Source organism: Streptomyces sp. NPDC012510, from assembly GCF_042955065.1.
In the GTDB taxonomy this organism is placed as follows: Bacteria; Actinomycetota; Actinomycetes; order Streptomycetales; family Streptomycetaceae; genus Streptomyces.
Genome location: NZ_JBIBEN010000011.1, coordinates 64,631 through 89,611, shown reverse-complemented (window position 1 = coordinate 89,611; position 24,981 = coordinate 64,631). Strand labels below are relative to the sequence as shown.

23 protein-coding genes and 1 pseudogene are annotated in these 24,981 nt (G+C 70.0%); 11 read left to right on the top strand and 13 right to left on the bottom strand.

The genetic code is table 11. The features are described from left to right. Window positions 1-96 precede the first annotated feature (96 nt). The 6 genes from ACFY9I_RS21430 to ACFY9I_RS21405 form a co-directional block, all read right to left on the bottom strand. The gene (locus ACFY9I_RS21430) at window positions 97-1,014 is read right to left on the bottom strand and encodes a hypothetical protein (RefSeq protein ID WP_391003862.1); all 918 of its coding nucleotides are present in this window, start codon (window positions 1,012-1,014) and stop codon (window positions 97-99) included. An 85-nt stretch (window positions 1,015-1,099) separates the two neighbouring features. After that, window positions 1,100-2,068: an SCO2521 family protein gene (locus ACFY9I_RS21425; protein WP_391003860.1), complete on the bottom strand. Its 969-nt coding sequence runs from the start codon at window positions 2,066-2,068 to the stop codon at window positions 1,100-1,102. A gap of 1 nt (window position 2,069) precedes the next feature. Beyond that, complete coding sequence (locus ACFY9I_RS21420) at window positions 2,070-3,068, bottom strand: SCO2522 family protein (protein ID WP_391003858.1); 999 nt, start codon at window positions 3,066-3,068, stop codon at window positions 2,070-2,072. Continuing rightward, window positions 3,050-3,970 (bottom strand): SCO2523 family variant P-loop protein, encoded by a 921-nt coding sequence (locus ACFY9I_RS21415; protein ID WP_391003856.1) that lies wholly within the window; start codon window positions 3,968-3,970, stop codon window positions 3,050-3,052. Before ACFY9I_RS21415 ends, ACFY9I_RS21420 begins: the two co-directional genes overlap by 19 nt. Before the next feature lie 3 nt (window positions 3,971-3,973). Further along, entirely contained in the window at window positions 3,974-5,815 is a 1,842-nt protein-coding gene (locus tag ACFY9I_RS21410) for an SCO2524 family protein (RefSeq protein ID WP_391003854.1), read from the bottom strand. Window positions 5,816-5,860: 45 nt separating this feature from the next. Then, on the bottom strand, window positions 5,861-6,607 hold the full coding sequence (locus tag ACFY9I_RS21405) for an SCO2525 family SAM-dependent methyltransferase (RefSeq protein WP_391003852.1): 747 nt from the start codon (window positions 6,605-6,607) through the stop codon (window positions 5,861-5,863). Window positions 6,608-6,791: 184 nt separating this feature from the next. Between ACFY9I_RS21405 and ACFY9I_RS21400 the strand changes: the two genes are divergently transcribed. Continuing rightward, window positions 6,792-7,256 carry a GNAT family N-acetyltransferase gene (locus ACFY9I_RS21400; RefSeq protein WP_391003850.1) on the top strand — a complete coding sequence of 155 codons (465 nt, stop codon included), beginning with the start codon at window positions 6,792-6,794 and terminating at the stop codon, window positions 7,254-7,256. Between the two features lie 316 nt (window positions 7,257-7,572). After that, complete coding sequence (locus tag ACFY9I_RS21395) at window positions 7,573-9,360, top strand: protein kinase (RefSeq protein ID WP_391003849.1); 1,788 nt, start codon at window positions 7,573-7,575, stop codon at window positions 9,358-9,360. Between the two features lie 136 nt (window positions 9,361-9,496). Here ACFY9I_RS21395 and ACFY9I_RS21390 read toward each other — a convergent pair whose 3' ends face one another. Then, a complete protein-coding gene (locus ACFY9I_RS21390) occupies window positions 9,497-11,224 on the bottom strand; it encodes a hypothetical protein (protein ID WP_391003848.1) in 1,728 nt (575 codons plus the stop codon). A 446-nt stretch (window positions 11,225-11,670) separates the two neighbouring features. Here ACFY9I_RS21390 and ACFY9I_RS21385 point away from each other — a divergent pair, with 446 nt between their 5' ends. The 3 genes from ACFY9I_RS21385 (at window position 11,671) to ACFY9I_RS21375 (ending at window position 15,310) form a co-directional block, all read left to right on the top strand. Further along, a complete protein-coding gene (locus tag ACFY9I_RS21385; RefSeq protein WP_391003847.1) occupies window positions 11,671-12,447 on the top strand; it encodes a GntR family transcriptional regulator in 777 nt (258 codons plus the stop codon). Between the two features lie 34 nt (window positions 12,448-12,481). Continuing rightward, the gene (locus ACFY9I_RS21380; RefSeq protein WP_391003846.1) at window positions 12,482-13,648 is read left to right on the top strand and encodes an FAD-dependent oxidoreductase; all 1,167 of its coding nucleotides are present in this window, start codon (window positions 12,482-12,484) and stop codon (window positions 13,646-13,648) included. A gap of 231 nt (window positions 13,649-13,879) precedes the next feature. Then, window positions 13,880-15,310 (top strand): hypothetical protein, encoded by a 1,431-nt coding sequence (locus tag ACFY9I_RS21375; RefSeq protein ID WP_391003845.1) that lies wholly within the window; start codon window positions 13,880-13,882, stop codon window positions 15,308-15,310. A 4-nt stretch (window positions 15,311-15,314) separates the two neighbouring features. On the opposite strand, the gene ACFY9I_RS21370 is transcribed toward ACFY9I_RS21375, so the two are convergent. Next, on the bottom strand, window positions 15,315-15,545 hold the full coding sequence (locus ACFY9I_RS21370; RefSeq protein ID WP_391003843.1) for a hypothetical protein: 231 nt from the start codon (window positions 15,543-15,545) through the stop codon (window positions 15,315-15,317). Window positions 15,546-15,666: 121 nt separating this feature from the next. Between ACFY9I_RS21370 and ACFY9I_RS21365 the strand changes: the two genes are divergently transcribed. Continuing rightward, window positions 15,667-16,140 (top strand): hypothetical protein, encoded by a 474-nt coding sequence (locus tag ACFY9I_RS21365; protein WP_391004250.1) that lies wholly within the window; start codon window positions 15,667-15,669, stop codon window positions 16,138-16,140. 130 nt (window positions 16,141-16,270) lie between these two features. Here ACFY9I_RS21365 and ACFY9I_RS21360 read toward each other — a convergent pair whose 3' ends face one another. Further along, entirely contained in the window at window positions 16,271-16,969 is a 699-nt protein-coding gene (locus ACFY9I_RS21360) for a Clp protease N-terminal domain-containing protein (protein WP_391003841.1), read from the bottom strand. A gap of 73 nt (window positions 16,970-17,042) precedes the next feature. Between ACFY9I_RS21360 and ACFY9I_RS21355 the strand changes: the two genes are divergently transcribed. Continuing rightward, the gene (locus ACFY9I_RS21355; RefSeq protein ID WP_391003839.1) at window positions 17,043-17,714 is read left to right on the top strand and encodes a methyltransferase domain-containing protein; all 672 of its coding nucleotides are present in this window, start codon (window positions 17,043-17,045) and stop codon (window positions 17,712-17,714) included. 344 nt (window positions 17,715-18,058) lie between these two features. On the opposite strand, the gene ACFY9I_RS21350 is transcribed toward ACFY9I_RS21355, so the two are convergent. Beyond that, complete coding sequence (locus ACFY9I_RS21350; RefSeq protein WP_391003838.1) at window positions 18,059-18,781, bottom strand: hypothetical protein; 723 nt, start codon at window positions 18,779-18,781, stop codon at window positions 18,059-18,061. Between the two features lie 313 nt (window positions 18,782-19,094). On the opposite strand from ACFY9I_RS21350, the gene ACFY9I_RS21345 reads away from it, so the two are divergent. Further along, window positions 19,095-19,805: a hypothetical protein gene (locus ACFY9I_RS21345; protein WP_391003836.1), complete on the top strand. Its 711-nt coding sequence runs from the start codon at window positions 19,095-19,097 to the stop codon at window positions 19,803-19,805. 200 nt (window positions 19,806-20,005) lie between these two features. Here the strand turns inward: ACFY9I_RS21345 and ACFY9I_RS21340 are convergent, their stop codons facing one another. Continuing rightward, window positions 20,006-21,019, bottom strand: coding sequence for a trypsin-like serine peptidase (locus ACFY9I_RS21340; RefSeq protein WP_391003834.1), 1,014 nt, complete (start codon window positions 21,017-21,019; stop codon window positions 20,006-20,008). Between the two features lie 316 nt (window positions 21,020-21,335). On the opposite strand from ACFY9I_RS21340, the pseudogene ACFY9I_RS21335 reads away from it, so the two are divergent. Next, a pseudogene (locus ACFY9I_RS21335) lies at window positions 21,336-21,620 on the top strand (methyltransferase); the annotation flags it as partial. Window positions 21,621-21,802: 182 nt separating this feature from the next. Here the strand turns inward: ACFY9I_RS21335 and ACFY9I_RS21330 are convergent. Beyond that, entirely contained in the window at window positions 21,803-22,381 is a 579-nt protein-coding gene (locus ACFY9I_RS21330; RefSeq protein ID WP_391004248.1) for a hypothetical protein, read from the bottom strand. A 159-nt stretch (window positions 22,382-22,540) separates the two neighbouring features. Between ACFY9I_RS21330 and ACFY9I_RS21325 the strand changes: the two genes are divergently transcribed. Continuing rightward, window positions 22,541-22,963: an SgcJ/EcaC family oxidoreductase gene (locus tag ACFY9I_RS21325; RefSeq protein ID WP_391003832.1), complete on the top strand. Its 423-nt coding sequence runs from the start codon at window positions 22,541-22,543 to the stop codon at window positions 22,961-22,963. 92 nt (window positions 22,964-23,055) lie between these two features. Here the strand turns inward: ACFY9I_RS21325 and ACFY9I_RS21320 are convergent, their stop codons facing one another. Further along, window positions 23,056-23,451: a Rid family hydrolase gene (locus ACFY9I_RS21320; RefSeq protein WP_391004246.1), complete on the bottom strand. Its 396-nt coding sequence runs from the start codon at window positions 23,449-23,451 to the stop codon at window positions 23,056-23,058. 137 nt (window positions 23,452-23,588) lie between these two features. On the opposite strand from ACFY9I_RS21320, the gene ACFY9I_RS21315 reads away from it, so the two are divergent. Beyond that, the gene (locus ACFY9I_RS21315; RefSeq protein WP_391003830.1) at window positions 23,589-24,632 is read left to right on the top strand and encodes a WYL domain-containing protein; all 1,044 of its coding nucleotides are present in this window, start codon (window positions 23,589-23,591) and stop codon (window positions 24,630-24,632) included. The last annotated feature ends 349 nt before the right edge of the window (window positions 24,633-24,981 follow it).

Genomic DNA, 24,981 nt, shown 5'->3' with positions numbered 1-24,981 from the left:
CCATCCGATACCGTCACGAAACCGGATAAGGCGCACCAAAAGATAATTTTCTGACGACCGGGTGAGGCGGGAGGCGTCGCACAGCCGCGAGCAGCCTCATCGCGGTGGGGGCGGCGGCGGGGGGTTGCGGCTGGGCTCGGTGGCGCTTTCCCACAGGGTGTCGAAGCGGCTGACCTCGTCACGGACGCTGTCGGTGATCGCGTCGAGCCTGGTCCGGACGTTGCTGCCCTGGTGGTCGGTGGTGTACTCCAGACAGAGCGCGTCATCGAAGATCACGACGTCTCGCGTGGCGGGACCGGTACGCCTCCGCTGCTCCGGGAGGACCATGAAACGCACATTGATGCGCAGGTCACGCTGCTCCTGGCAGAGCTCCATGAAGCGCTCCATGAACTGCTCGTCCCCCTGTTCGGCCGCCTTGATCATAAAGAGACGACGAATGCTCACATGGCGGCGCCGCATCGCCTCGATCTGCGCGTCCAGGTACGGGCCCGCGGGGTCGGTGTCCCAGAAGGGACGGTCGACGGAGCTGCTCGTGGCATCGATGGTGCTCCGAGCGATCTTGGTGAGGCTGATGAGCCACTCGTTGTTGTCCCGCTGCCAGTGGGCCGTCCTTCCGGTGAGGTCCGTGACGACGGAGGCGAGGCTCGTGATCTCGGCACGGGCGAAGTCCTTCACCAGGTCCGTGCCGTGCCGTCCCACCTGGGTCGCACCCCTGATCAGCCGCTTGACGTCGTCGGTGCTCATTCCCACTTCGTCGAGCTCGTGCAGGAGCCCGGCCGCGTCGCTGAGCCGGGTGTAGTGGTCGTGCAGTTCTCGCGTCTGGGTGCGCTGGCCCGTCTCCACCGCGTCCAGGCGCTTCTCGAAGTCGACCATGTACTGCACGATCAGCGCCGAGCCCCCGATGACGATGGACATGGCGAGCTTCCACAGCTCGTCCTGGGACTGGTCGATCAGGTTGGTCACGACATAGGCGACCGTGCCCACGACCACGGTGATCAGTGTCTTGAGCACCACGGGCGCAATCTGCACTCCCGTCCGTGTGCCCGGCTCCCCGTCCATACCCGCCCCTCCCCGCCAGGTGTTCGTAGATGGTTCCCGGTCAGGGCGGGGTCGGCACCTGGATCCGCCCGGCAATTGCCCGGAGCGCCAGTTGGTCGCGGATGCGCTGCGTCAGTGTGCTCCACTGCCTGCTGTAACCCGCGCCGTTCTCCAGCGCCTCCCAGGCGGTGTGCAGGCCGCGGTCGACGCGGGCCTTCGGCATCCACAGGTGCAGCAGGTGGTCGACGAGGGGACGCAGTACCTTCAGGACGGGCTGATCGTCCCCGGCGCCGACCCGCAGTCCGTCGAGCTTCTCCGCGACGGTCGTCAGCAGCCAGTCGTGCAGGGCGAGGTCCTCGCACAGCTCGGCCGCCGCGGCGGGCGCTGTGCCGCGCGGCAGCCGCAGTTCGACGACCCGAAGGCCGTTCTCGGCCTTGGCGAACGCCAACGCCGCCTGCTGCCCGTCGACGGCCGCTCTCGCCGTCCAGCGCAGGCTGGTGTCGGTGGTGGTGAGCGGGACGTCGTGGTCGAGACACGTGTGCTGCCGGGAGATCCTCGCCAGCAGACTCTCGGCGATCGAGCCGACATCCAGCTCACCGTGCCGGTTTCCCTCCAGGAAGCCTTCGTTGACCGACTTCTCGGGCAAGGGGCCGACCGGGATCAGCCATCCCGGCCGAACGAGGTAGTAGCCCCAGGGCCGACGCCGGTCAGGACCGGAGGCGCAGGCGCAGAAGTATGCCGTGGACTGCAGGACCCGGCCCTCGGTGAGCGTCGCGCGGGCCGTCACCGTGCCCACCGCTCGGTTGCGGACGCCCGCGGTGGCGGGCAGCCGGCAGTCGACGCCAGTGAGGACGTCCGGTGAGACGGCGTGCCGGTTCGGATGCCGTGAGACCCGTACGTGTTCGTCGGCGCGCAGCCCCAGCAGTCGTACGGCCACCCGCTCGTCCACCGCGTCCCGGGTGGGCAGCAGGCAGGTGCGCACCTCACCGCAGAGCAGGACCGGACCGGAGGGGGTGCCCAGGCCGCTCACGTCACAGCCCCGGCGGGAAGACGTAGGAGGTGCGCTGCACCACTTCCGCGGGCACGGCGAAGCCCTCCGCCGCGGACCGTGCGGCGACCTGCCCGAGCGCCTCGGCGTCGACCTGGATCTGGTCGAGGATCACGCGTACGGCATGCTCGACGGGCAGGAAACGAACGGGGAGCACGCTGCACGTGACGTACGCCGTGAAGGGAGCGGCCCGGGGGTTGAGGCGCAGGACGGGAGGTAGCGCGTCCCATTCATCGGGGAACTCCCTGTCGTCCCAGGGGATGGGGGTGAGCACCGCCCGGCCCTTGTCGCGCAGCAGTCCGAGGCGGACCAGTTGCCAGACGGAGGCGAGGAACGCGCAGGACCAGATGCGTTCCTCCTCGGGGCCGTTCCACAGTTCGACGTCCATGAAGACGGAGTGACCGCGCGCGCCGGTCTCGCTGGGCGGCTGCCAGACGGTTCCGGCGGGGTCGAGGGCCGCGGAGGTGCGCTGGGCGGGAGCGCGGCGGCCGTTGCTGAGCCAGCCCGTGCGGCTGACGGGCGGCCGGAAACCGTTGCTGCCGGGCGGCGGGGACTCCACCAGCCGGTGCAGGACGCACTCGGCGAGTTCGGTCCGGTCCTGGCGCCCGGGATCGGCCGCGGCGCATCCCGACTCACGGGCCAGGTAGTCGATGGTCAGGCCGGCCCCGGCCGCGGCTTGCAGGAGCGGTGGAATCAGTACGGCGGGGGTGGCGAGCCGGGAGAAGTAGTCGTCGATCAGGAAGCAGGTACTGATCCGCGGGTTTCCGCCCGCGTGCGACGGGCCGAGGCCCGCCCTGGCGGCGTCCACCCAGGGCCGTACGGTCTCGAAGTGGTGGCGCAGCCGATGGGCTCCCTCAGCGAAGTCCTCCATGTACAAGTGGCCCAGTTCGAGGGAGAGGTGGGAGTAGGGCACGGATTGCGTGCGGGGGTCCGCGCTGGTCTCGCGGAAGACGGCCTCACCGTTCACAGTTGCCCCCAGCACGTGTCGTCGGACACTTTCCGTGCGAGCTCGATCATGGCCTGCCAGGTCTCGATGTTGGCGATCCTGCGGTCGTGCACGTCCTCCTCGGTGATGAGCCTCTCCTGCCACTGCAGGACGGGCTCCAGTGGAATGGACGCCAGCACCCTGGTGCGACCGGCCTGACGGGCGGCGGCGAGTTCCTCGAGCTCCCTGTCGCACTGCCGCATCCACGCGTACTGCGCGGGCGACACCTGCGACCACAGCGGCGCCTCCAGATCGGGTACGGCCGCCCGGACGTAGCGGATCGATCCGGTGAGGGTGTCGCGCCGGTGGCCCATCGCCGTGCCGCCCTGCACGACGCCGTGTCTTCCGTGGACCAGTTCGGCAGCCGCCCTCACATGCTGGCGGGTCCAGCGGTGGTAGACGAGCCAGCGGTGCTTGAGCCTGCCGAGACCGCCACGGGGTGAGGTGGCGGCGAGTGCCAGGTCCATCGCGTAGCTGCGCCCGGCGCTCAAGTCCACGACGATGACGTCGAATTCGCGTTTCAGACTGAGCACGAGGTCGACGCAACGGTGGAGGTTCTCCACGTCGGTGACGAACTCTCCGCCGGTCCGGTCGCCTGGGATCAGGACGAGCCGTCCGGATCCACCTGGGCGTGCGCGCAGATCGGGGTGCTCGGTGCGGCTCCAGACGTCGACCCGGAACGGTTCACCGGTGCTGCCCCGCAGATACGAGTGCAGGCCCCGCCCCTCGGCCTCGGCCAGGACGTCGGGCACGTCGAACACGGCGGCGGCCGTGGGCGATCCGAAGTCGAAGTCCAGGAAGCAGACGTCGTCCCCGTCGAGAGCGCGGTGGTAGGCGAGGTTGGCGCTGGTGACGGAGCGGCCGGTGCCTCCCTTGTCGGAAGCGGCGAACACGAGCACGGCTCACACCCCCCGGGCGCGAGCGAGGGCGTCGAGCCGCACCAGAACGCCCGAAGCGAGCGCGTAGGCGGTGCCGGGCTGTGTGTCGACCAGTCGCCGGGCGCGGCGCAGGTCTGCCTCGATGCCCTTGATCTCTTCTCCCTGGGGGCTCTTGGGGGCGGGAGCGGGATGCCCCTCCTGCTCCCTGCCGAGGAGGTGTGCGGCCTCGCCGATCATGTCCCGGGCCAGCTCGGACAGCGTGGGGCTGGGAATCGGAGGCTGGTCGTACAGGTGGTGCGCGGCGACCATGCACTCGGCGACGCGCTCGGTGATGCTCCAGGACAACGGCCCCTGGCGGACGGGTGACGGGGGGCGGGCGGGCGGCATGTCGTCCCAGAGTCCGACGCCCTCGCCGTCCCCGATGCGGCGCCCCCAGACATGGTCGAGGACGCCCTCGGCGAGCCTGAGCAACCGGTCCTTGGAGGCGAAGTCCCGTGACAGGGAGCAGAGTTGGATGGTCCGCTTGAGCAACTGTGTGGAGAAGTCGTTCATCGTCCATGCCATGGCCGGCCCGAGGGCCTCGCTGCCCAGCAGCGGCATGGTGACCCCGGGGTTGTGCAGGCCGATCGCCGGGTCGGCGCGGCTGGTGCCTGTGGTGATCCGGCCGCGTTCGGCGAGGCGTTCCACGACGCCGATGATGCGGGGGAGGTCGTGGTCGGCGGAGGGACGGCGCATCCGGTCGTGGACGAGGATGGAGACGACGGTGAGCGAGAAGTACTCCGACTCCAGTCGCTGGAGGGTCGTGCGCCAGGGGATGTCCTCGAGCGGCCAGACGTCGTCGAAAAGGGCGATGGCGGACCAGTACTGCTGGGTGAGTTCCCAGCGCAGCCGCAGCGCGTCGCTCAGTTTCTGTTGTTCGGCGGTGAGCAGGCCGAGGACGAGGGTGCGCTCGGAGAAGAGGTCGATGATGCCGTCGAGGGCGACGACGGTGAAGTGGAGGTAGGGCACGGGGTGGGCGACGCCCCGGGGCTGTGCGCCGATCGCGCGGGCGGTCGGCGGATCCAGTTCGATCTCGGGCGCTCCCTTCACCACGCTCCACGCCCAGCCGCACTCGAACAGACGGTTCTCGTCACGCAGTTGGTCCCTGACGTCGGCGTCGAGGCCCAGTCTCAGGTTCTCGGTGATCAGAGCACGCAGCGAGGTGAAACGGCGTTGGAAACGCTGCAGGACCTGCCGGTCGGAGAGCCCGCCGCGGCCGAGCAACTGGGCGAGCGCCTGCCCTTGGTCGGAGGAGACGTCGACGACGTCGACGGTGAAGGAGCGCAGCAGACCCACCATCGCGGCGGTGAGCCGGACGCCGGCGTCTTCCCTGAGCCGTTCGAGGCGGGCCAGGGTGGATGCCCGCTGGGTCCTGCCCCGGAACACCTGGCAGAAGTGGAGGGTCGCCAGGCACAGGCTCACCGACATGGAGTACGAGTCGACGACGTCGATGTCCCGTTGTTCCCCGCTCAGTTGTGCCTCGGGATCCTCCGGGGCGAAGTAGTGACCGCCGGCGAAGCGGGGGCCCTCCTCGCCGCGGTGCCTCTCCATGAAGTCGCCGAGGACCTCGAGGAGGCGCACCGGAATGTCACTGGCGCCGCCCACACTTTTGAGAGCCTTCACCACGTCCGGCTCAGTGGTGTCCGGGGCGTCCAGACGGAACGCGGCGATCTCCGTCGCCGGATACAGGAGACAGAGCAGCCGCTCCGCGTCCGCCACGCTGCTGCGGCCGCCCCACTCGCCCCAGGACCACTCGCCGCCGTCGAAGGAGTGACGGGCGACGGCATGCCACATGTCCAGCAGGTGCTGACGCGGCTTGATCTGCATTTCTGTGCCCCCTCACAGATCGCTTCGCCCCGCCGTAAGGGCCCTTCAGGGGTTACCCGTTCGACGGAAACCGCAAGCAAGGATCATGGACGTGTATCCCGGACGCACCTCCCCCGGCTCACCGACCCGGTACATCCGCAGACGCTCGGCGTATCCCTCGATGCTGTCGCGGATGTCGGACTCACTCACGTCACATGCGGGGAACGGCGTTTCTCCCACCCAGTAGCCCTCGGAGTGTTCCATGAAGGCCGCCGCGAAGGGCGCTCCCGGGGTGAGGGACCGCAGGAAGCACGCCACACCCTCGTGGAACTCCTCGTAGGAGGTGGAGAGGGATTCGGCGACGAAGAACATGGTCCCGATCTGCCACTGTTCCGGCCGGTCGACCAGGGCGAAGATGTCGCCCTGCTCGACCTGCGCCACTTCGCCGAACCGCTTCCAGGGGCCGTCGGCCATCGCGGCATAGGCGTCGTCCTGGCACAGCACCCGCCAGAACGCGTCCCAGGCGTGGTCGTGACGGTCGAACTGCTGCTTGAGGTAGTGCAGGTTCGGCGTCGACCGGTCCAGCAAGGTGATCTCGTCGCACCAGGGAAGCATCGTGAAGGTCGGATACAGATTGGCCCCGGCGCCCACGTCGACGCCCCGGACGCGTACGCCCGGCAGACCGCGGAAGTGACGACTGAAGTGGGCGCGGACGATCGACAAGATCTCCGCGTCGACGGGGAGCAGGGTGCGGTAGTTCTTCTGGACGTAGGCCACGGGGTCGAAAGCGTCCCACCGTGCCTCCGCGTTCAACTGCCCCGGTTTACCCGATGATCCCAAAGACATGCCCCAAGGTATCAACAGGCTCGTTTCCCAGGCCCTGTTGACTGCGATTGCCTCGCGGAGGAAGAGGCATGAGGGGCGCATGGCAGCACTCGGTGCGACAGGGTTGACGCCGGTACTTGAACGGCCCGAATCGCTGGGCGATTCTGGTTCGATGCCAGCCACTCGCCCGTCCCTGCGGGTACGCACCGCCCTTGAACAGGACATGTCCGAACTTGTCCTCCTGGATGGGGAAGTCTTTCCCGACCTGCCCTATCCCCACTTCGTCCTTCGCCAGTTCCTCGACGCCCTCCCGGACCACCTGTTCGTGGTCCACGACGGCGACCGTCTGTGCGGATACGTGCTGGCCACACCGCCGAGCGAAGGGCAGAGCTGGATCCTGACCCTGGGCGTCGCTCCCGGTACTCGCCGACGGGGGCTGGCGCGGCAGCTGATGAAGGAAGCTATGGCCAAACTACGGGCGGAGGGCGCGCGCACCGTCCGGCTCGGCGTCAAGCCGGAGAACGACCCGGCCATCGCGCTCTACGAGTCCCTGGGCTTCGTCCGGAGCCCCGGCGAGCCCAGACGGCACTACTACGGCCCCGGCGAGGACCGCCTCCTCATGACCCTGGCGCTCTGAACCGGCGCACGACTGCCTCCGCCGCCGCCTCCGCGGACCGCGTCCACAACACCTGGGCCACGAACGTGAATTTGCGGGCCGACGAAGGCAGCCAGGCCATATGCGGCGACATCGACTACCCGGCAAACCGACTGCCCGACGTCCCCGACTGCGCCTGACCGCCGCCGAACATCACCCGGACATACCAGACAGACCGGACCGGTGGGTGTCCGGCCCCCGACCGGCGACACCACCAGCGCCGCAAGCGCCGCGCGGGCGGCCCGGCCGGTTCACCGGGCGGTGAAGGCCGTCGGTCACGGCAACTAAGCTCGCGCCCATGAACGAGGACGACAGAGGGCCCGGTAGACGAGTCGTCGACGGGCGCTTCGAGTTGCAGACCCGCCTGGGCGGTGGCGGGATGGGGACGGTCTGGCGGGCCAGGGATCTGGTGCTGCACAGGCTCGTGGCGGTCAAGGAGGTCCGCCCGCCCGACCGGGACCTCGCCGAGTACGACCCCGACGGCGCTCGGGCACTGCGCGAGCGGGTGCTGCGTGAGGCCAGGGCCCTGGCCCGCATCGACCATCCCAACGTCGTCACCATCCACCACATAGTCGACGGCGGTGACGGTACCTACCCCTGGATCGTGATGGAACTGGTCAGCGGTGGCTCGCTGGCCGACCGGTTGGCCCAGGGCCCGATGCCGCCGGCCGAGGCGGCACGCATCGGCCGGCAGGTACTGGCCGCGCTGACCGCCGCGCACGACGCCGGGATCCAGCACAGGGACGTCAAGCCTGCCAACGTGCTGCTGCGTCCCGACGGGCGTCCCGTCCTCACCGACTTCGGTATCGCCGCGATCCGCGAGACGACCGGTCTCACCGCCACCGGCTCTGTCATCGGTACGCCCGACTTCATGGCACCGGAGCGGATCTCGGGGCACGAGGGCGGCTCCGCCTCCGACCTGTGGTCGCTGGCGATGATGCTGTACACCGCGGTGGAGGGCCACCACCCGTTGCGCCGCGGCACCACCCTGGCCACCCTCGCCGCGGTCCTCAACGACGACGTCGCGCCCCCGGCGCGCGCCGGCGCCCTGGGCGATGTCCTGATGAGCGTGCTCGTGCGGGATCCGTCGGCCCGGCCGTCGGCAGCCGTCCTGGACCAGCGACTTGCCGGGATCGAGTCGGCGTCGACCGCTCCGGCGACATGGGACGAGCCCACCTCGTATCCCTTGAATCCGCCGTCGTCGTCCGCCCACCCGTTTCCTCCACACCCGGGCGGCGTCGGAAAGTCGGCCACGTTCGCCCCGGCCGGCGTCCCTGCCGCGCCGTTGTCTCCCACCGGGGGCGGCACAGGCTCTCCCGGCCCGGGCCATGCCACCAGCGTCGGGTTCGGCCCGCCTCCCATGCAGTCACCGTTGGGGCAGGCCCCGCACCAGCGTGTGACCGCACCCGTGGGCCCGGTACGCCGACGTGCACCGCGCCTCGGTGTCCTGCTGGGCGTAACGGGGGTCTCGCTCGCCGGTGCCCTGGTCCTGCTGTGGTGGCTGCTGCCCGTGGGGGCCGCCAGTCGCGCCTCGGACGCGCGTGCCACGTCGACCGCCTCGGCGTCGAAGTCGACCGCCTCATCGGCCGATGCCGTCCCGGCGACCCAGCAGCCGAAGGACGCCGAGGTCACGGACCTGCTGACCCCGGACGGCATCCGCACCGCGATCAAGGCGTTCGAGGAGGAGACGGGCCGGGACACGTTCGGGGACTTCACGGTCTATCCGGAATTCGTGTCGGCGCAGCTCATGGTCGAGGGCAGTGACACGAAGTACGACACGTACACCTACCGCCCCGGGCAGGGCGTGGAGAAGGGCATCATCAAGGGCACCCTCGCCGGCGGTGAACAGCCCGTGAGCCTCGACGACTTCGACTGGGACAAGGTTCCCGCACTCCTGAAGGAGGCGGAGAAGAAGCTCAACGTCCCCGATCCCGAGAACCGTTATCTGCTGGTGCGACAGCCCAACGACATCTTCGACACCCCGGCCGGTATGGCCGTCTACCTGAGCGACGAGTACAACCAGTCCGGCTATCTGGAGGCCGATACCGACGGCAAGGTGACTCGGTTGTCGCCCGCGGCGGACTGACCACAGCCCGAGGCGCGGCGGAGGAGGGACACGGTGCGCGCACGCCGCCGCCGTGCCCTCGCACGCGACCGCCTTCTTCCTGGAGCCGCCGGCCACGATGTCCACGGAGGTGGCTCGGCTGTCGAGGGGGAGGCGGTCAGGACAGCGGGGGCAGTTCTCCGCCGGAGGTGCCGTCGCCGTCGGTGGAGAGTGACTCCCTGATGGCGCGGAAGAAGGACCGCCGCTCGACCAACTGAGCGCCCCGTGCCTCGGCCAGGGGCTCGGGACGGTGCCCGAAGCCCGCCGGGAGCGGCGGCAGTCCGAGCCCCTCGAACGCCTCGTCGAGGTGCTGCCGTGGCTCACCGGTGCCGCGCAGGATCGCGGCCAGGGGACGGTGGTCCGCCGTGCCGTAGGCCGCCGTCAGCGCGCTCGCCCGTTCCGCCGCGTCCTCCTGCGTCGGCATCTCGGCCGGGTCGGCCCACCACGCGTGGGCGGCCAGCAGACGACCGTCGCGGTACAGGTGCAGCGTGTAGTCCGCGCCCTCCTTGACCGCCACCAGGACAGGCCACTTCTCGCCCCGGCTGAACGTACCGGCCAGCCGGGGCAGCCCGCCCTCGCCGAGCAGGGTCTCGCGCGTGCTCTTGCGGCGGCCCGGCGGATCCGCCGAGTAGGCGATCTCGACGAAGGTGCCGCCGCCGGGTGCCGGAACGAGGCGCATGGCCGTGCCGGTGATCAGGACCGCCTGGCGGACCTCCCCCAGGGGCGCGCCGACGAGCGCGACAGCCATGGCCACGGGAGTGGTCCCAGCAGCAGGAGCGGTGTCCGCCGCGGCGTCACCCGGCGGACGCCGCACGGCCGGGGCCGGGACGGAGCCGCCGAAGTACGGCGTCCGGCGTGCCACATGGGCGCGCACCCCCCGGCGCATCAGGAGGAACACCTCCCTGGGATCACCCATGTACGCCCAGGGGAACATACGCGCATCGGTGCCGATGAGACGGAAGACCTCCAGGGCCTCCGTCTCGCGCCCGGAGCGGATCAGGGCGAGCGCGAGGTGGTTGCGGAAACCTGCCGCTCGCCGGTCGCCCGGCTCGTACGCGGCGGACAGTTCCAGGCCGGCCTCGACGAGTCCCTCGATCCGGGACCAGGCCACCGGCCCCTGCCCGATCCCCGCGTCGTGCTCCAGCGCGTACTCGGTGACGGCGTGCAGGGGCAGTCCGCGCAATGGTGAACCCTCGGGGGCTGCCGCGGCCGCCGACTCGGCGAACTCGAACATTTCGGCGTGCGATCCGTACCATTTCTGCGCCAGGTACTGCACGGCACGGGAGTGCAGGCCCACATGGTGCGGGTCGGCTGCGCGCCCTCGGGCCAGGTACTCGTCGAACACCGCACGCGGAGCGCCGAGTCCCATGGCGTGGGAGATGAGGATCCGCCATGGGACGGGATCACCGGGGTTGAGGTCGGCAGCCGTCCGCAGGGTGTGTTCGGCGTCGCGCAGCACCGTGCGAAACGCCGTGAACTGCTCCTGCGACACATGGCGGGCGCGGGCCGCAGTACGTATCTCCCAGGCTCGGTCGATCTCCAATTCGGCCGCCACCAAGGCGAGATCGGGGTCACCGGGCCGCTCCCGCCGCCAGTCGTCGAGCCATCCGGTGTGGTGCAGGGCCAGTTCGGCCAGGTGCGCGCTGCACTGGCCGCGCAGGTCCCAGTCCTGGGCGGTGCGTGTCCGCGCGATCAGTTCCGCCGCCGGTTCCCAGCCACCCGACCGGGCCGTGACCAGCGCGGCCCGCAGGGCGGGATCCGGTGCGTCCACCTCGACCGTCCCGTCCGGCGGCAGCCCCTCTCCCGTGGCCGCCAAATGCCGCAGCATCCGAGGCACCGCGAACACTTGAGGCAGTCTGGCCACGACCCGTCCCTCCCCCTGCGGCCCCCCGGCCGCCCACGGTTGATCATCGACAAGGCGCACACCTTACCGACTAGGTGCGGGTGCGCGTGTCGAGGAGGTGTCGCACACCCCGCACGGTCGGCTGGAACGGACCCGTTCGGCAGGCTCGCTTCAGGCTCCCGTGCGGCACTTGGCGATGTGGGCCGCGGGCCATGAGCAGGGCCCTCGCCCGACGGGCTGCTCGGCGCGATCACCGTGCAGCAGACCGGCCAGGAGAGGACCACCCCGACCGCCGCGGCACCCCGGATCCGTTCGGCCCGCGCACCGCCTCCTGGTACCAGGCGGCAAGTCTCCCTCGATTCCACCCACTCTATTGACCGGTCAATTGCGTGATTGTACGTTCCAATGGGGACGACGGCCGTCGCCGCACAGTCAGGGCGGGAGACGACATGCGAGAGCAGGCGGGTCCCGGCCCCGTGTCCTCAGGTGCCGGGACGGGCGCCGAACGCCGCACGACCGTGCCCCTCTACGTACGGATCAGGCGAGAGTTCGAGGCAAGGATCCGAGCCGGGGCGCTGCCCGCCGGGTCACGCCTGCCGAGCGAGATGGACATCTCCACCGAGTACGGCGTCAGCCGTGCCACGGCCCAACGGGTCCTCAACGACCTCGCCGAGGCGGGACTGGCGATCCGCCGACGCCGCCACGGAACGTTCGTCGCCGATGTCACGCGGCAGATCAATCTGCTCAACTTCGTCACCCCCTCGGCCGCCGCGAAGGGCGTACCGGGCAGGCACGAAGTCGTCTCCGCGCGCATCGTCAGGGCCGCGGACGCCGTCCTGGCCCTCCCCGGCGCCCCCGCCGACACGGCCGTGGTGGAACTGGTCCGCCGCAAGCTGGACGTACGCGAGGAACCGCAGTCGGTCGAACGGCACGTCGTGCTCTTCGCGGCAGCCCCCGACCTGCTGAACGAGAACCTCGAAGCCCTCGTCACCCTGCCCTACCTCCAGCGCAGCGGGGTGCCGATCGACTCGATCCGGCTCTATCTGGACCCCGTGGCGCTCGACGAGCACGACGCCGCATTGCTGCACAGCGAGACCGGGACGCCCGCTCTGATGAGGCGCAGGGAGTTGCGTCTCGCCGACGCGAGCACCGTCGAAGTGGTCACGACCCTTGTCCGCCCGGGAACCGCCGAGTTCTTCCTGGAGCTTCCGGTCCCGGCCGGGTGAGCAGCGTGTCGCTTCCGGAAAGGAGTGCACGGACATGAAGGTCATCATCATCGGTGCCGGCGTACTGGGAGTGAGTGTCGCGAGGCACCTCGCCGTCGCCGGCGAAGAGGTTCTCCTGCTCGATCAGCGGGGAGTTGGCACCGGCACGACCGCGACCACCTTCGCCTGGACCAACTCCAGCCGAAAGCCCGACCCGGACTACCACCGGTTGAACCTCGCCGGGATGGAGGAGCACGGCAGGCTCGCCGAGCAACTGCGCGGCGCGCCGGCCTACTTCCGCAGTGGGGCGCTGCAGTGGGCGGACTCGGCGAACGAGCGTCGGCTCGCCGACAACGTGGAACGACTGCGGGGCCTCGACTATCCCGCCCACTGGGTGACCGCCGACGAAGCGACGCGCATCGCGGGCGACGTGCGCGTCCCGGCGTCCATCACGTCCGTCGCGCACTTCCCCAGCGAGGGATACGTTCTGCCGGACCTCTTGGTGACCAACCTGCTGGCGGACGCCGAGCAGCACGGAGCCAGGTGCGCGATCGGCGAGGTCGAGGGCATCGCCGAGGGGCCCGCCGCAGTGGCCGTCACCTTGGTCGGCGGCCGGGTCTGTACGGGCGATCGGGTCGTCCTGGCGGCAGGCCGCTGGACACAACGGCTCGCCGCAAGGGCCGGGATCGACATCCCCATGGTGACCGGCACCGGTCGCGGAGCGCAGACGGTCGGCCTGCTCGGCTACGCCAGGTCCCCGGAACTCGACCTGCGCTGCGTGGTTCACAGCCCCGGCCTCAACCTCCGCCCCTCGGCCGGCGGGCATACCGTTCTCCAGGCGCTCGACCTCAACGCCGGCGTCGATCCGGCGGACCCTCCGTCCCCGGACGGTGACATCGCGAGGACCCTTGCCGAGCGGTTCTCCGCGCTGCTGACCGACCCCGGCCGGTCAATTGAGATCGACCTGCGCATCGGCTTCCGCTCGCTGCCGGCAGACGGCCACACGATCGCCGGCTACGCCTCCGCGAGGTCCCGCGTGTACTGCCTCGTCTCTCACAGCGGGGTCACCCTGGCACCGGTCCTGGGACGCCTGGTCGCGGCCGAGATCACAACCGATCAGGAGCAGGAGCTCCTGGGGGCCTTCAGGCCCACGCGGTTCACCGGTGCACGACGCTCGGACATCGAGGTGGATCAACGCGCCACGGGTCTGGGCGAACAGTAGGCGACAGCTCTGGCACCGCTTGGTCTCCGGTGGCAGAGCGCACCTCGCGCGGCTTGCGCAGCGGTCATCGTCGCGAGCGGTCCGAGGGGCGCGCCGAGCGGCCGTCTCTTCTCGTGTTCGAGTTGACACTCTCGGTCACACGGCGCGTACTGAGCATAAGGGACTTTTGCCTACTGTTCCCCCGTGGCGCACTCCGCCCACAGCTCCCCCTTCCCCTTCGATGGAGCCGCAATGACGGTGCAACCCCAACAGGCGATAGATCAGACCGTGCTGGTGTACGAGGACGATCCCGGAGCTCCCCCGGGAGTCGTGCCGGTGAGGCACCCCGTGCCGCAGCTCGAGACGCAGCCCTTCCCCACGGCCATCACGCAGACCGCGCCGCAGCCCGACAGCGCCGGTCCGGGCACGCCCGCGTTCCGCTACTGGGTGGCCGCCGACGCGCTCAGCAGCGCCAGCCGGATGTGGGGCACGCTGGTTCCGTCGGGAACGCAGTGGGTGCCGTCCGTCGGACGGGTGCTCACCGTGCACCTCGACGAGGGCATCGACCTCAACGCCTTCTACACCCGCAGAGGCCTCGAGTTCTTCCACCGGACCGTGGCGGGCGTGGAGGTCTTCTCGGCCCAGAGCCCCGAGATCGTCCGGCACGAGATGGGCCACGCGGTGCTCGACGCCCTGCGCCCCCAACTGTGGAACGCGGCGATGCACGAGGCCGATGCCGTGCACGAGGCGTTCGGCGACATCAGCGCCCTGCTCACAGCCCTCCAGATGGAGTCGCTGCGCGTCACCGTCCTGACCGAGACCCAGGGCAACCTGGAGCTGTCCTCGCGAGTTTCGAGGGTGGCCGAACAACTGGGCTGGGCGATCCGCCAGCTCACCCCGGACCGGGTCGACCCCGACTGCCTGCGCAACATGTCCAACAACTTCTTCTACCGCGACCCGGTGCAGTTGCCGCCGGTCGGACCCGCGAGCATGCTCAGCAGCGGGCCGCACTCGTTCTCCCGGGTGTTCAGCGGCGCGTTCCTGAAGATCGTCGCCGGGATCTTCCGACAGCAGCCCGCGCAAGACCAGGCCGCTCTGGCCAAGGCCGCGGAGATCGCGGGTCAGCTGCTCGTGGACGCCGTCGTGGCCGCACCCGTGGTGTCCGCCTACTACGCACAGCTCGCGGGGCACATGATCGCCGCGGACCAGCGCCGGTTCGGCGGCGCCCACGGCCAGTCCCTGCGCTCGGCGTTCGTCCGGCACGGCATCCTCTCCCTGGAGGCCGCCACATCCATCACCGTGGCGGAGGTCGCGCGCCGAGGTGCCGGCCTCGCCGAGGCGATGCCGGGCGGGAGTGACGATCAGGGCCTCACGACCGTCACCGTCCAGGGGATGGCGTACGGCATCAAGGGGCCGCTCGCCCTCAGCGCCCCGGGAGAAGTGCGGCGATTCGGCGTCGCCGGCTCCGATCCCGCCGGCGGCTCACTGAGGCCCGCCGACCCCGAGCAGGTCGCCACGTCGTACCTGGAGGACCTGCTGCGTCGCGGGCGAGTGGACGTACCCCAGGAGTACCGCTCCGACACGGCGGTCGTCGACGACAACCCGGCCCGGTTCAAGACGCACGAGATCACACGTAGTGAGGCGACCGAGGGCCTGGCCCTGGTCCGGCGCTGCTTCGCCTGAGCGGTCAGCCGAGAAAGCGCAGACGACGGGCGGTGAGCCGTCCGTCGTCCTCGCGCCTGACGATATGCGTCGTGCCGGGCGTCGGCTCCTCACCCTCGAACACTGCCTCGCCCCGTGCCAGCAGGTCACTGATGTACTTCTCCGCAGCCCGACGCTCGGCATCCTCGTCCGGCCCGCTCACGCCCGAGCCGGCAGCGTTGTCGCGGTTCGCATCATCGTCCTGGTTCATGCGCATATATGCACCTTATTCCACGGGCGCTCACAGTCCGCGCATGGGACGCCGGGCAGGGATCCTCGAGGCCCGGGTGACGTGCTCGCGCCGGATCTGTCAGAACCAGTCAGTAGTCTCAGGCCGCATGGGAATTCAGATCGATGTGGTGGCGGGTTACCCGATCAACGATGAGATGGAGAGGGTGCTCGGACTGGCTGAGGCGGTCGGCGAGCCCGTCACTGTCACGTTCATGTGGGAGGGGCACGAAGAGGCGGAGCGCGCCGTACTGGTGCCCGCGGCCACGCTGGCGCTCTGGGAACACTGGGCCCCCGCCGCCTTCCCGACGCGTGACCCCGGGGACGGGAAGCGGGCTGGAACCGAAAAGCCGGAACTGGCCCACCCGGCGGAATTCGGCCCGTTCACGCTCTTTCGTCGTCGCGTCGGAGAGCGCACGGCGGTAGCTCGCGGCGGCGTGGTGGTCGCCGAGCTCCTGGACCCCGACGAGGCGCACTGGCTCCAAGAGCAGGCCCGCGATGTCCGCCAAGGCTTCATGGACCCGAAGCAGAAGGCGGCGTTCGAGGAGTTCCTCGCCCGGCAGCCGTCTCTCGGTGAGCAGTGACGTGACGCCTCTGCTTCGACCCGATCTCCGTCCACCACCATCCCGTCGGCGTTCAGAGTTGCCTCCTCATAAGCGATGGGGCGCCAACCCTCCGGAATGAGGTTTCGCCCTTGCCGAGACCGTGATGGGTTCAGGCGTCGGCAGGTGCGGCGTCGAGGGTGGCCGGGTCGAAGCCGGCCTCGGCCAGGATGTCGGCGGCCACTCCACGGCCGACCTGGGCGAGGCCGATCAGCAGGTCGTCGCAGTCGATGCGGTCGTAGCCGTTCCGCCCGGACCGTGCCTCGGCCATGGCGATCGCCTTGCGGGAGTAGGGCGTCCATGCGATGCGCTCGGCGGCCTGGGAAGCGCCCATGCCCAGCCGGGTTCCGACGGAATGGTGGACCGTCTCCGGCGAGACGCCTACGGCCCGCAGGAGCCGGGTGGCACCGTTGTCCTCCGCGGTCAGTCCCCACAGCAGGTGCTCCGTGCCGATGTAGTTGTTGCGGTGGTGCACCGCCGCTTGCTTGACGTGGACCATCGCCCGGCGGAGGTCGTCAGTCATCGTCTCGGGGCCGTAGCGCTTGTGCGGAGCGTGGAAACGCTGCTGCACCGCCTGCCGGGTCACGCCCAGGGCGGCGCCGATGTCCGTCCAGGAGTTGCCGTGCATCCGGCAGTGCTCGACATAGTCCTCGACCAGGTCGTCTGCCAACGTCTGCAGTTGGCCTGCGAGTTGGGCAGCGACGGCAAGGAGGGCGAGCCAGTCAGGCTGCTCTTGTCCGGCGGCGCGGTGTGCGGTGTCACACCTGCGGTCCACTTCTGCGATGAGGTCGTCCAGGTCCGGAAGAGTCATGAGGCAAGTACGCGTTGACAATTCGAGATTGTCAAGCTGAACTTGCCTCTTGGCAGGCGCTACGGTCGTGAGCATGACCGAACGCGACACCCTCAGCACCACCCGCGAGGCCTACGACGCCGCTGCCCCTCTCTACGCGGAACTGTTCAGCGACGAACTGCGTGACAGACCCCTGGACCGCGCGTTCTTGCGTGCCTTCGCCGAGGTCGTACGGGCAAGTGGGAACGGCCAGGTCGCGGATCTGGGGTGCGGGCCCGGCCACATCACCGCCCACCTGGATGAGCTGGGGCTGGAGGCGTTCGGCGTGGACGCCTCTCCCGCCATGATCGACCTGGCCCGAGCAGCTCACCCCGGCCTGCGGTTCGACGTGGGCTCGATGGCCGCGCTGGACATCGCCGACGGCACTTTGGGAGGCGTCCTCTCACGCTGGTCCATCATCCACACCCCGCCGCCGCAACTGCCCGCCGTCCTGGCCGAGTTCCACCGCGTGCTGGGGCCCGGCGGCCACCTCCTGATCGGCTTCTCAGCCAGCGACGGTCCCTCTCATCCCACGCAGGCCTTCGATCACACAGTCACGACCGCCTACCGGTGGGCGCCCGACCACCTCGCCAGGACGCTGCGCACCGCCGGTCTGGCCGAGACGGCCCGGATGGTTCGCGAGCCTCAGCCCAGCGACCGGCGCCAGTTCAAGGAGGTGCATCTGCTCGCCCACAAACCCGACAAGGCTGCCGGCACCGACTCCTGACCAGGTCCCACCACCCGCTCGCAGGACGAGTACGGCGGACTCGCCGCGCGCACGCACCGACACGGAACGAGGTGTTCACCGGCTGGGGCGATATCTGCGCTTCGACGTGGGCCGGGCATCCGTCGCCCTCTCGAGGAGCGCCGTGACCGCGCCCCTCCCCAGCACCGCCGTGCCGCTCTTCGCCGGGAGTGTCGGCAGCGCCTGATCGGCGTGCTCGCGTTGCTGCTCACCCGGAGCGGCTCGCACCCCGCGCGGGTGGACACTTCGGCCTCGCCGTCCCGCCGACGGCACCCGCGGCGCCGGCGGCAGGCGCGGCGCCGGCGGCAGGCGCGGCACCGGCGGCTTCAGGCAGCAGGCCTGGGGTCGATCCACAACGCCTCGGAGATGCCGCACAGTTCACCCCCTACCGTGGCGAGCGCGACCCCCATCGTGTGCTTGCGGCCGGACTCCGACAGGAGCCACGCGTACACGAGGTACCGCTCCCCCGCAGCGACCGGCCGCAGAACCGAGCCCGTGAGGGACGCGGTGACCGCGCCCGGACGCTGGGTGCCCAGGAAGCGGCCCGCCCAGTTCCCCGGGCAGTCCAGGACGCCCCAGACCAGTTGGGTCGGGAGCAGGCCGTCCGGGTCGGCGAACGCGCGGGGAGGGATCCAGGCGGAGGCCACGAGACCGAGATCCGGCACCGGCGCACAGTGCACACGCAGACCGTGATCAGGAGCACGCAGACCGCAGCCGAAGCAGTCGACCACGCCCGATGGCGGTGCGTCCCGAAACCTCTCGGCCGCCGCGGCCGCCTCGTCCCAGGAAGGCGCGGCCGGCACGTCGAGCAGCAATTCGGCGGGGCGTGCCGCGGCGAGGGGCCGATCTGCCTCGCCCAACTCCACGCCTCCTGCCGCCGTTTCGGCGATCGTCAGCGGGACGCCCACCGGCACCGGCCCGCGGAAGTCCACCCGTACCGTCCGTGCTCCGGACCGCTCCGCCAGCACGCCGGCGACGTAGCCGCCGAAGGCCACCCCGGGGTAGCCGACATACAGTTCCGGCACCACGACCGCGTCACTCCTCATCATGATCCCCACCTCACCACACGCCCAGAGCCACCTGCCATCGACCCGCTGACCCCGGTGCCGCCCGACCTGGCGCCACCCGCCGCGTCACCCACCGCACCGCCCCCGAACCCGGGGTCCGCTGTCCGCTGTCCGCTGTCCGCTGACGCCGAGGCAATGGGCGAACCGTTCCGGAGTTACAGGACGGGGACAACTCGGTGCAACCGTGTACCACCCGCCCGCGTCTCCGACCGTGCCCAGCGTGAATGCCGGGCCATGGAACGACGGAGAGTGACGAGTGAACCGATCCAGGGGATGTGCGAGACGGGTGTCCCAGATGGTCTCAGCAGGGCTGATCGCGGGGCTGGTCGTGGCCTGCGGGCCTAAGGAGCCGGCTCCGGGCGAGGCGACCGGGAGCGGAAAGGCGGGCACGGCATCGGAGCCCCCGACCGCCACCCCGACCAAGACGCCCGCCACACCGACGAAGACGCCGGACAGTCCGGCGAAGACGCCCGGCATCCCCGTCAAGACGCCGTCCCCGAAGTCCAGCGGCACCGCAGCCGGGGGCTCCAAGGCCCTGAGCTGCGGTCAGTTGCAGAACGCGTCCCTGGAAGGTGGAGGGCTGGAGGGTTACGGCCTTGCGGGAGCCGCTCTCAGCGCAGGACGCTGGGAGGGCGCGGACGGTCTCGTGATCGAGCTGCAGCCGCAGTGCGCCATCGGCGACATCACCGGGGACGGCGCGGCCGACGCCGTGGGCGCGCTGAAGATCTCGACCGGGGGCACCGGCAGGTTCTACACCCTGGTGACGTGGCGCAACGACGCCGGCACCCCCGTCCCGGCGGCCGCCGCCGAGCTCGGCGACCGCACACCCGTGGTCTCCATCGACTTCCCGCCCGCCGGGGAACCACGTCAGGTGACCGTTGTCTACCGGACCCGCGGTGACGACGACCCGGCGGCCGTCGTCACCCTCACGCGTACCGCGGTGTACGCGGTCAGCGAGCCGGCCATGGTCGAACTGCACCACAGCGACGCCCCGTACGCGCCGTAGCCCGTACACATGCCGTAGCAGGACACGCCGGAGGGACGCAGCCCACCGTGCACGCCCCGAACGGGCCGCTGGTGAAGGGCGAGGACAACCTCGCCCTCACCGCGTGACCGAGCGCGCCGACCGCCCGGACCCCCAGGTCGAAGCCGGAGCCCTCGGAGTGGACGGGAACTTCACGAGGTGGTCCTTCCGCACCGGCCCCGTCAGGACGACTGTGCCGTCTGGTAGAGGCTCTGGGCGTCGGCACCGAAGTACGGGCCGTACATCCGGTTCGGCAGGAAGTTGTACTTGAAGCTGTTCACCGACGTCAGCAGACCCGTGCCCGTGGACTCGTTGAACTGCGTGAACCACGGCCCGCCGCTCGAGCCGCCGGTCATGTTGCAGGTCATGCCGTGGTCGTTGGACAGGAGGAAGTCCCGCGTGGTCGTGCCGCTGCAGTAGATGAACTTCTGTCCGTCGTACGGCGACGCGGCGGGGAAGCCGAAGGAGTACATGGCGACGTTGTAGCCGGAGTTGAAGGCGAGCCCCTGCCCGCCGACGACGTCCGTCAACTGTTTTCCGTCCAGCGGGGCGACGACGGCCGCTCCGACGTCGTAGTTGATGTCCTCGCTCGCCGTCCACTGCGGTGTGGACAGGGTCTTCGACGCGGCCCATCTGCCGTACGGCGCCTGGCCGTCGTGGTAGCCGGGTACGAAGACCCAGTCGGCGTGCCAGGCGCCGCCCATCCTGACGCAGTGGCCCGCCGTGATCACCGTGCTCTTGTTGGCGCTGGTGACGGCGTTGCCGGAGCAGGACGCGGTGCGGCCCTGGTAGGTGAAGAACACCCGCCCCGCCGTGGAGACGACCGCACCGCCGCCGGTCCACGGCCCGCCGCTGTTCGGGAAGGCCATGACCTTCGCTTCGGCAGGTGCCACGGCCGGAGCGGTGGGGGCGACGGTGGTCTTCAGGCCCTTGGCGGGAGCCGAGCCGCTGTCGACACGGTCGTCGACGTTCACCATGTCGAGCGGCGTCGCCGTCCGCATCCGTTCGGGAGTCCAGAACGCACGGGCCTGCCGTTGCGCGTCGGCCGACACGGAGGTGACGCCGGTGTCCGACCTCGGCGCCGGTGCGGCGCCCGCCGGCGCGGCCAGGGCGCCGGTGGTGAACAGCACGGTGGCGCCGAGGAGGGCGCCGAGGAGGGAACGGGGGGTGCCAGTTACGCGGGGTGTGCCTCTCACACGTACTCCTTCTGCGGTGGGGACCGGGCGGCGAGGTCGGCCCCCCGGACAGACAGACGGTGCGAGTCGGAGTGGAGCGAACTGTGGTGCAGCGTGCCCGCCCCAGCATGATATTGAAAGGAGCATGCCAAACGATGGCTGATATCCGCCCTTCGATCGAACGCGCGGGCGCCACCGGCCTGCCCCGCCCCCGTGCGTCCGGTACGGACCGCACCCGGCGCCGGATGCCACGGTGGTGGCCGCCTGCCTTGACAGCCGGGCAAGGCCTGTGCGAGCCCGTGTCTCCCCACTGGAAGGGCTGACCACGATGCTTGGCATTTGGCATGGTGACAGCGCCATGCTCCGCGGCTTCCTCGCCGGACTGTCCGACCGTCTCCGACCAGGCGGCGAGGGCTGGCTCGTCCTGTCGGACCTGGCGGAGCACCTCGGCCTCAGGACACGTCCACACCTGTTCGCCGCGATCCAGGCGGCGCACCTCCAGGTCGTGGACAAGATCGACACCAAACCTCGGCACCCACGATCCAAGGACACCACCGACCCGCTTCACATCGCCAGAAGCGCCGAGACCACGTCCCTTTGGCGCCTGACCCCAACCGCATGACCGACACACCGTTCACATGACGGCCTTCGCTCCACGGCAGGGGGAGCGCGGCCCGTGGGCCACTGCGCGGGCCCACGGGCTGTCAGGGGCCGCACCCGCGTGCCAGGCAGATGCGCTGGACTGCGTCGCCGGCACCGCCCTTCGTCCCCACGGGTGTTTTTCCTGGCGCTCCTGACGCAGTACTAGCTCGTCCAGCTGTGGGCCACGTCGACCACGACCCGGTCGTCCAACTGGGTCACACGGAACGGCAGTCGGGCGCGGACGCCGACGGCGACCTGTGTCTGGCCCTCGAAGGTGCCGCCGAACCGGGTGTCCCGGAAGGTGCTGTACCCGCTGATATCCACGCCGGGCAGGGGCTTGCCGACCTTGCCGGGGTAGGTCGGCACGCCTGCGTCGAGGTCGTAGCTCCACGCGCCTACGCGGATCTCGAGGATCGCCCCACCAGCGACCGGTATGTACTCGCCCGAGGGGTCCGCGTAGAAGCGGTCCACGTACTGCACGTGGTAACCGATCCGGTCGCCGCCGCCGGGCACGTCGAACACGACGCGGTCGTAGCACTCGTGCCGTCCGGTCCTGATGTCCCGCAGGTGATCGGCCCCCACGGCGGCACCACCCTTGGCACCACTACCCCAGCCCGTCGGGCAGGCCGCCGCCGCACGCGAATCCTGCGCCCCGGTGGCCGCACCCGCTGTGCTCGTCGCCGCCCCCAGCGTGGCGCCCGCGAGCACCAGCACCGCCACTGCCGCTCCTGCACGTCGCATCATGTCCCCCTCGATCCCCTCGGTCGCGCCTGGTCACGCCCGATCGCGCGCCCGTCGCGCAACGCTCCTGCCGGATGAGACGGCCCGACACCCGGGAAGGTTGTATCCAAAGGCAATCCGCAAGCGCCTCTTGACCTCAACCACGCTTGAGCTCACACCATGGTCCACATGACCACGGGAACCACGGCGCACGCCGCCGATGCAGATATCGAAGCCATAGAACAGGTCGTAGCCACCGTCGAGCACTCGCAGCAACACAAGGACCCTGACGAGTTCCTCGGCCTCTTCCATCCGGACGCGGTCTGGACGACCGGCGGCGGCAAGGTTCTCATAGGCCTCGACGCGATCTCGGAGTTCACCCGCAGGGTCCTTCCCGCGGCGGATTGGGACGGCAAGGTCACCTACGAGGTGGTCCACGTGCTCTTCATTCGCCCCGACGTCGCGGCGGTCAAGGTTCGTCAGCTCTATCTGACCCCGGGCGAGGAGAGCGAGGGCGCCCCGCTGTATGTGATGTCCAAGCAGGACGACGGACGCTGGTTACTGACTGCCTGCCAGAACACCGTAGTCCCCACTGAATCCTGACACCGTGCTGCACAGCCGATAGCCGGGCGGGCAACCTGCCTGCCGCTCATGCCGGTTCGCCCGGCACGAGCGGCAGGGGCACCGCGGTCGTGTCACGCGACCGCGGTGCCCTCGAGCTCGACCATCTGGCCGGGGACCGCCAGCCGGGTCACCCCGAGCATCGTGGTGGTCGGCGCCACCCCCTCGGCGCCCAACCGCGACGCGAGCACTCCGTAGTGCGGGAACAGCGCGTCGACGTCGGTGGTGTACACGTTGAGCCGGACTAGGTTCCCGAGAGACATACCGGCCTCGCCGAGCACCGCCTCCAGATTGTCGAGGCTCAGCGCCAACTGTGCGGCCATGTCACCGTCATGCTGGGGCTTGCCGTCGGCGCCCATCGCGGTCTGTCCGGAGCAGTACAGGGTCCGGGTGTGCCCGGAGACGATCTCGCCCTGGTTGAATCCCAGGTCCACCGACCACGTCACCGGGTTGACCGCTGTTCGTTCCACTGCCACATCGGCTCCATTCGCATGCATCGTGAGTACGTACGTCCGTCGGCGCGGTAGCCACCGTCGTCGACGTCGTTGCTCACGAGCCTTCCAACAAAGCACGACATCCTCCGTCATGTATTCGATACGGTTCTCGTATGCGTGCCGATCGGCTGGTCTCGCTGGTGCTGCTGCTGCGTCAGCGCGGCCGGCTGACCGCGGACACGCTGGCCCGTGAGTTGGAGGTCTCCACTCGTACCGTGCTGCGCGACATCGAGGCGCTGTCAGCGGCCGGCGTCCCGGTCTACGCCGAGCGCGGCCGCCACGGCGGATTCGCGTTGTTGCCCGGTTTCCGAACCGAACTGACCGGACTCAACCACGACGAGGCCCTTGCCCTGCTGACCGCCGGATCGGTGCGCGGCGAGCAGGCGTTCGGCCTCGGCTCGGCGCTCGCTTCGGCCATGCGCAAGGTGGTGGACGCACTGCCCGACAGTCATCGGGCCACGGCGAGCGACGCGATCCAGCGATTTCTCGTCGAGCCGGAGACCGACCTGCTCTCACGCCGGCCGGTCGCTGAGGAGGTGCCCGGCACGACGATGCTCGAGATTCGGCGCGCGGTGCTGGCCGGACACAAACTGCGTATGCACTACGCGGCCAAGGACCAGACACCGCAGTGGCGCACGGTGGACCCGATCGGCCTGGTCACCGTACGCGACCGAAGCTATCTGCTGGCCACGCGATCCGGCGCGGAGCGCACCTACCGGCTGTCGCGGGTGCTGTCCGCCGAGGAACTGCCCGAACCAGCGCAGCGCCCGAACCGGGTTGATATGGACCGGCTCTGGCGGGAACGTTGCGCGCGGTTTCTGTCCGACGACCACATGTCCGTGCTGGTACGGGTGTCCCCGGAACGGCGGGAGGACCTGCTGAGGACCGCCGTTGCCGTCCGCACCGCAGAGCCCGAACCCGACGCACAGGGCTGGCTGCGGCTGGAGGTGACGTTTCAGGATCTGCGCCACGCCGAGTGGGCACTGTGGCAGCTCAGCACGGATGCGGAAGCCTTGGCTCCGGCGTCATTGCGCACATCCCTGCGCGATCGCGCCACCGCCGTCGCCGCCCGCTACCAGACTCATCCTCAGGCGACGGCGACGGCGACGGCGACAGGTGCTCACCCCGCATTGCCGCCGCCGGTACACGAGACATAACGCTCAGTGTTCAGCCGCGGCCGTGGCCGGCCAGCGCAGGCCCTCGACGATGTCCCGCAAGGAGGGTGCGCGGGCCGTCCACGGCCTCGGTGGCGGACGTCGGGGATCTGATGGCGAGAACCGCGGCGAAGGACAGCAGGTGGGCCGGTAGCTCTCCGGCAAGAGGGACCGTTCTGCCCAGATCGAACAGCAGGCCGCCCAGCGGAGGGACAACGGACGTTGTTCACAGAGGGCCCCCTTCCCCCCTCGCTCGGACGGCGCAACGCCCGACGACACATCCCCGATATGGCCGATTCAAGCAATTTGGCACTTTTTCGGATGCTATACAGCCTGTTCTCGGGGTGAACGA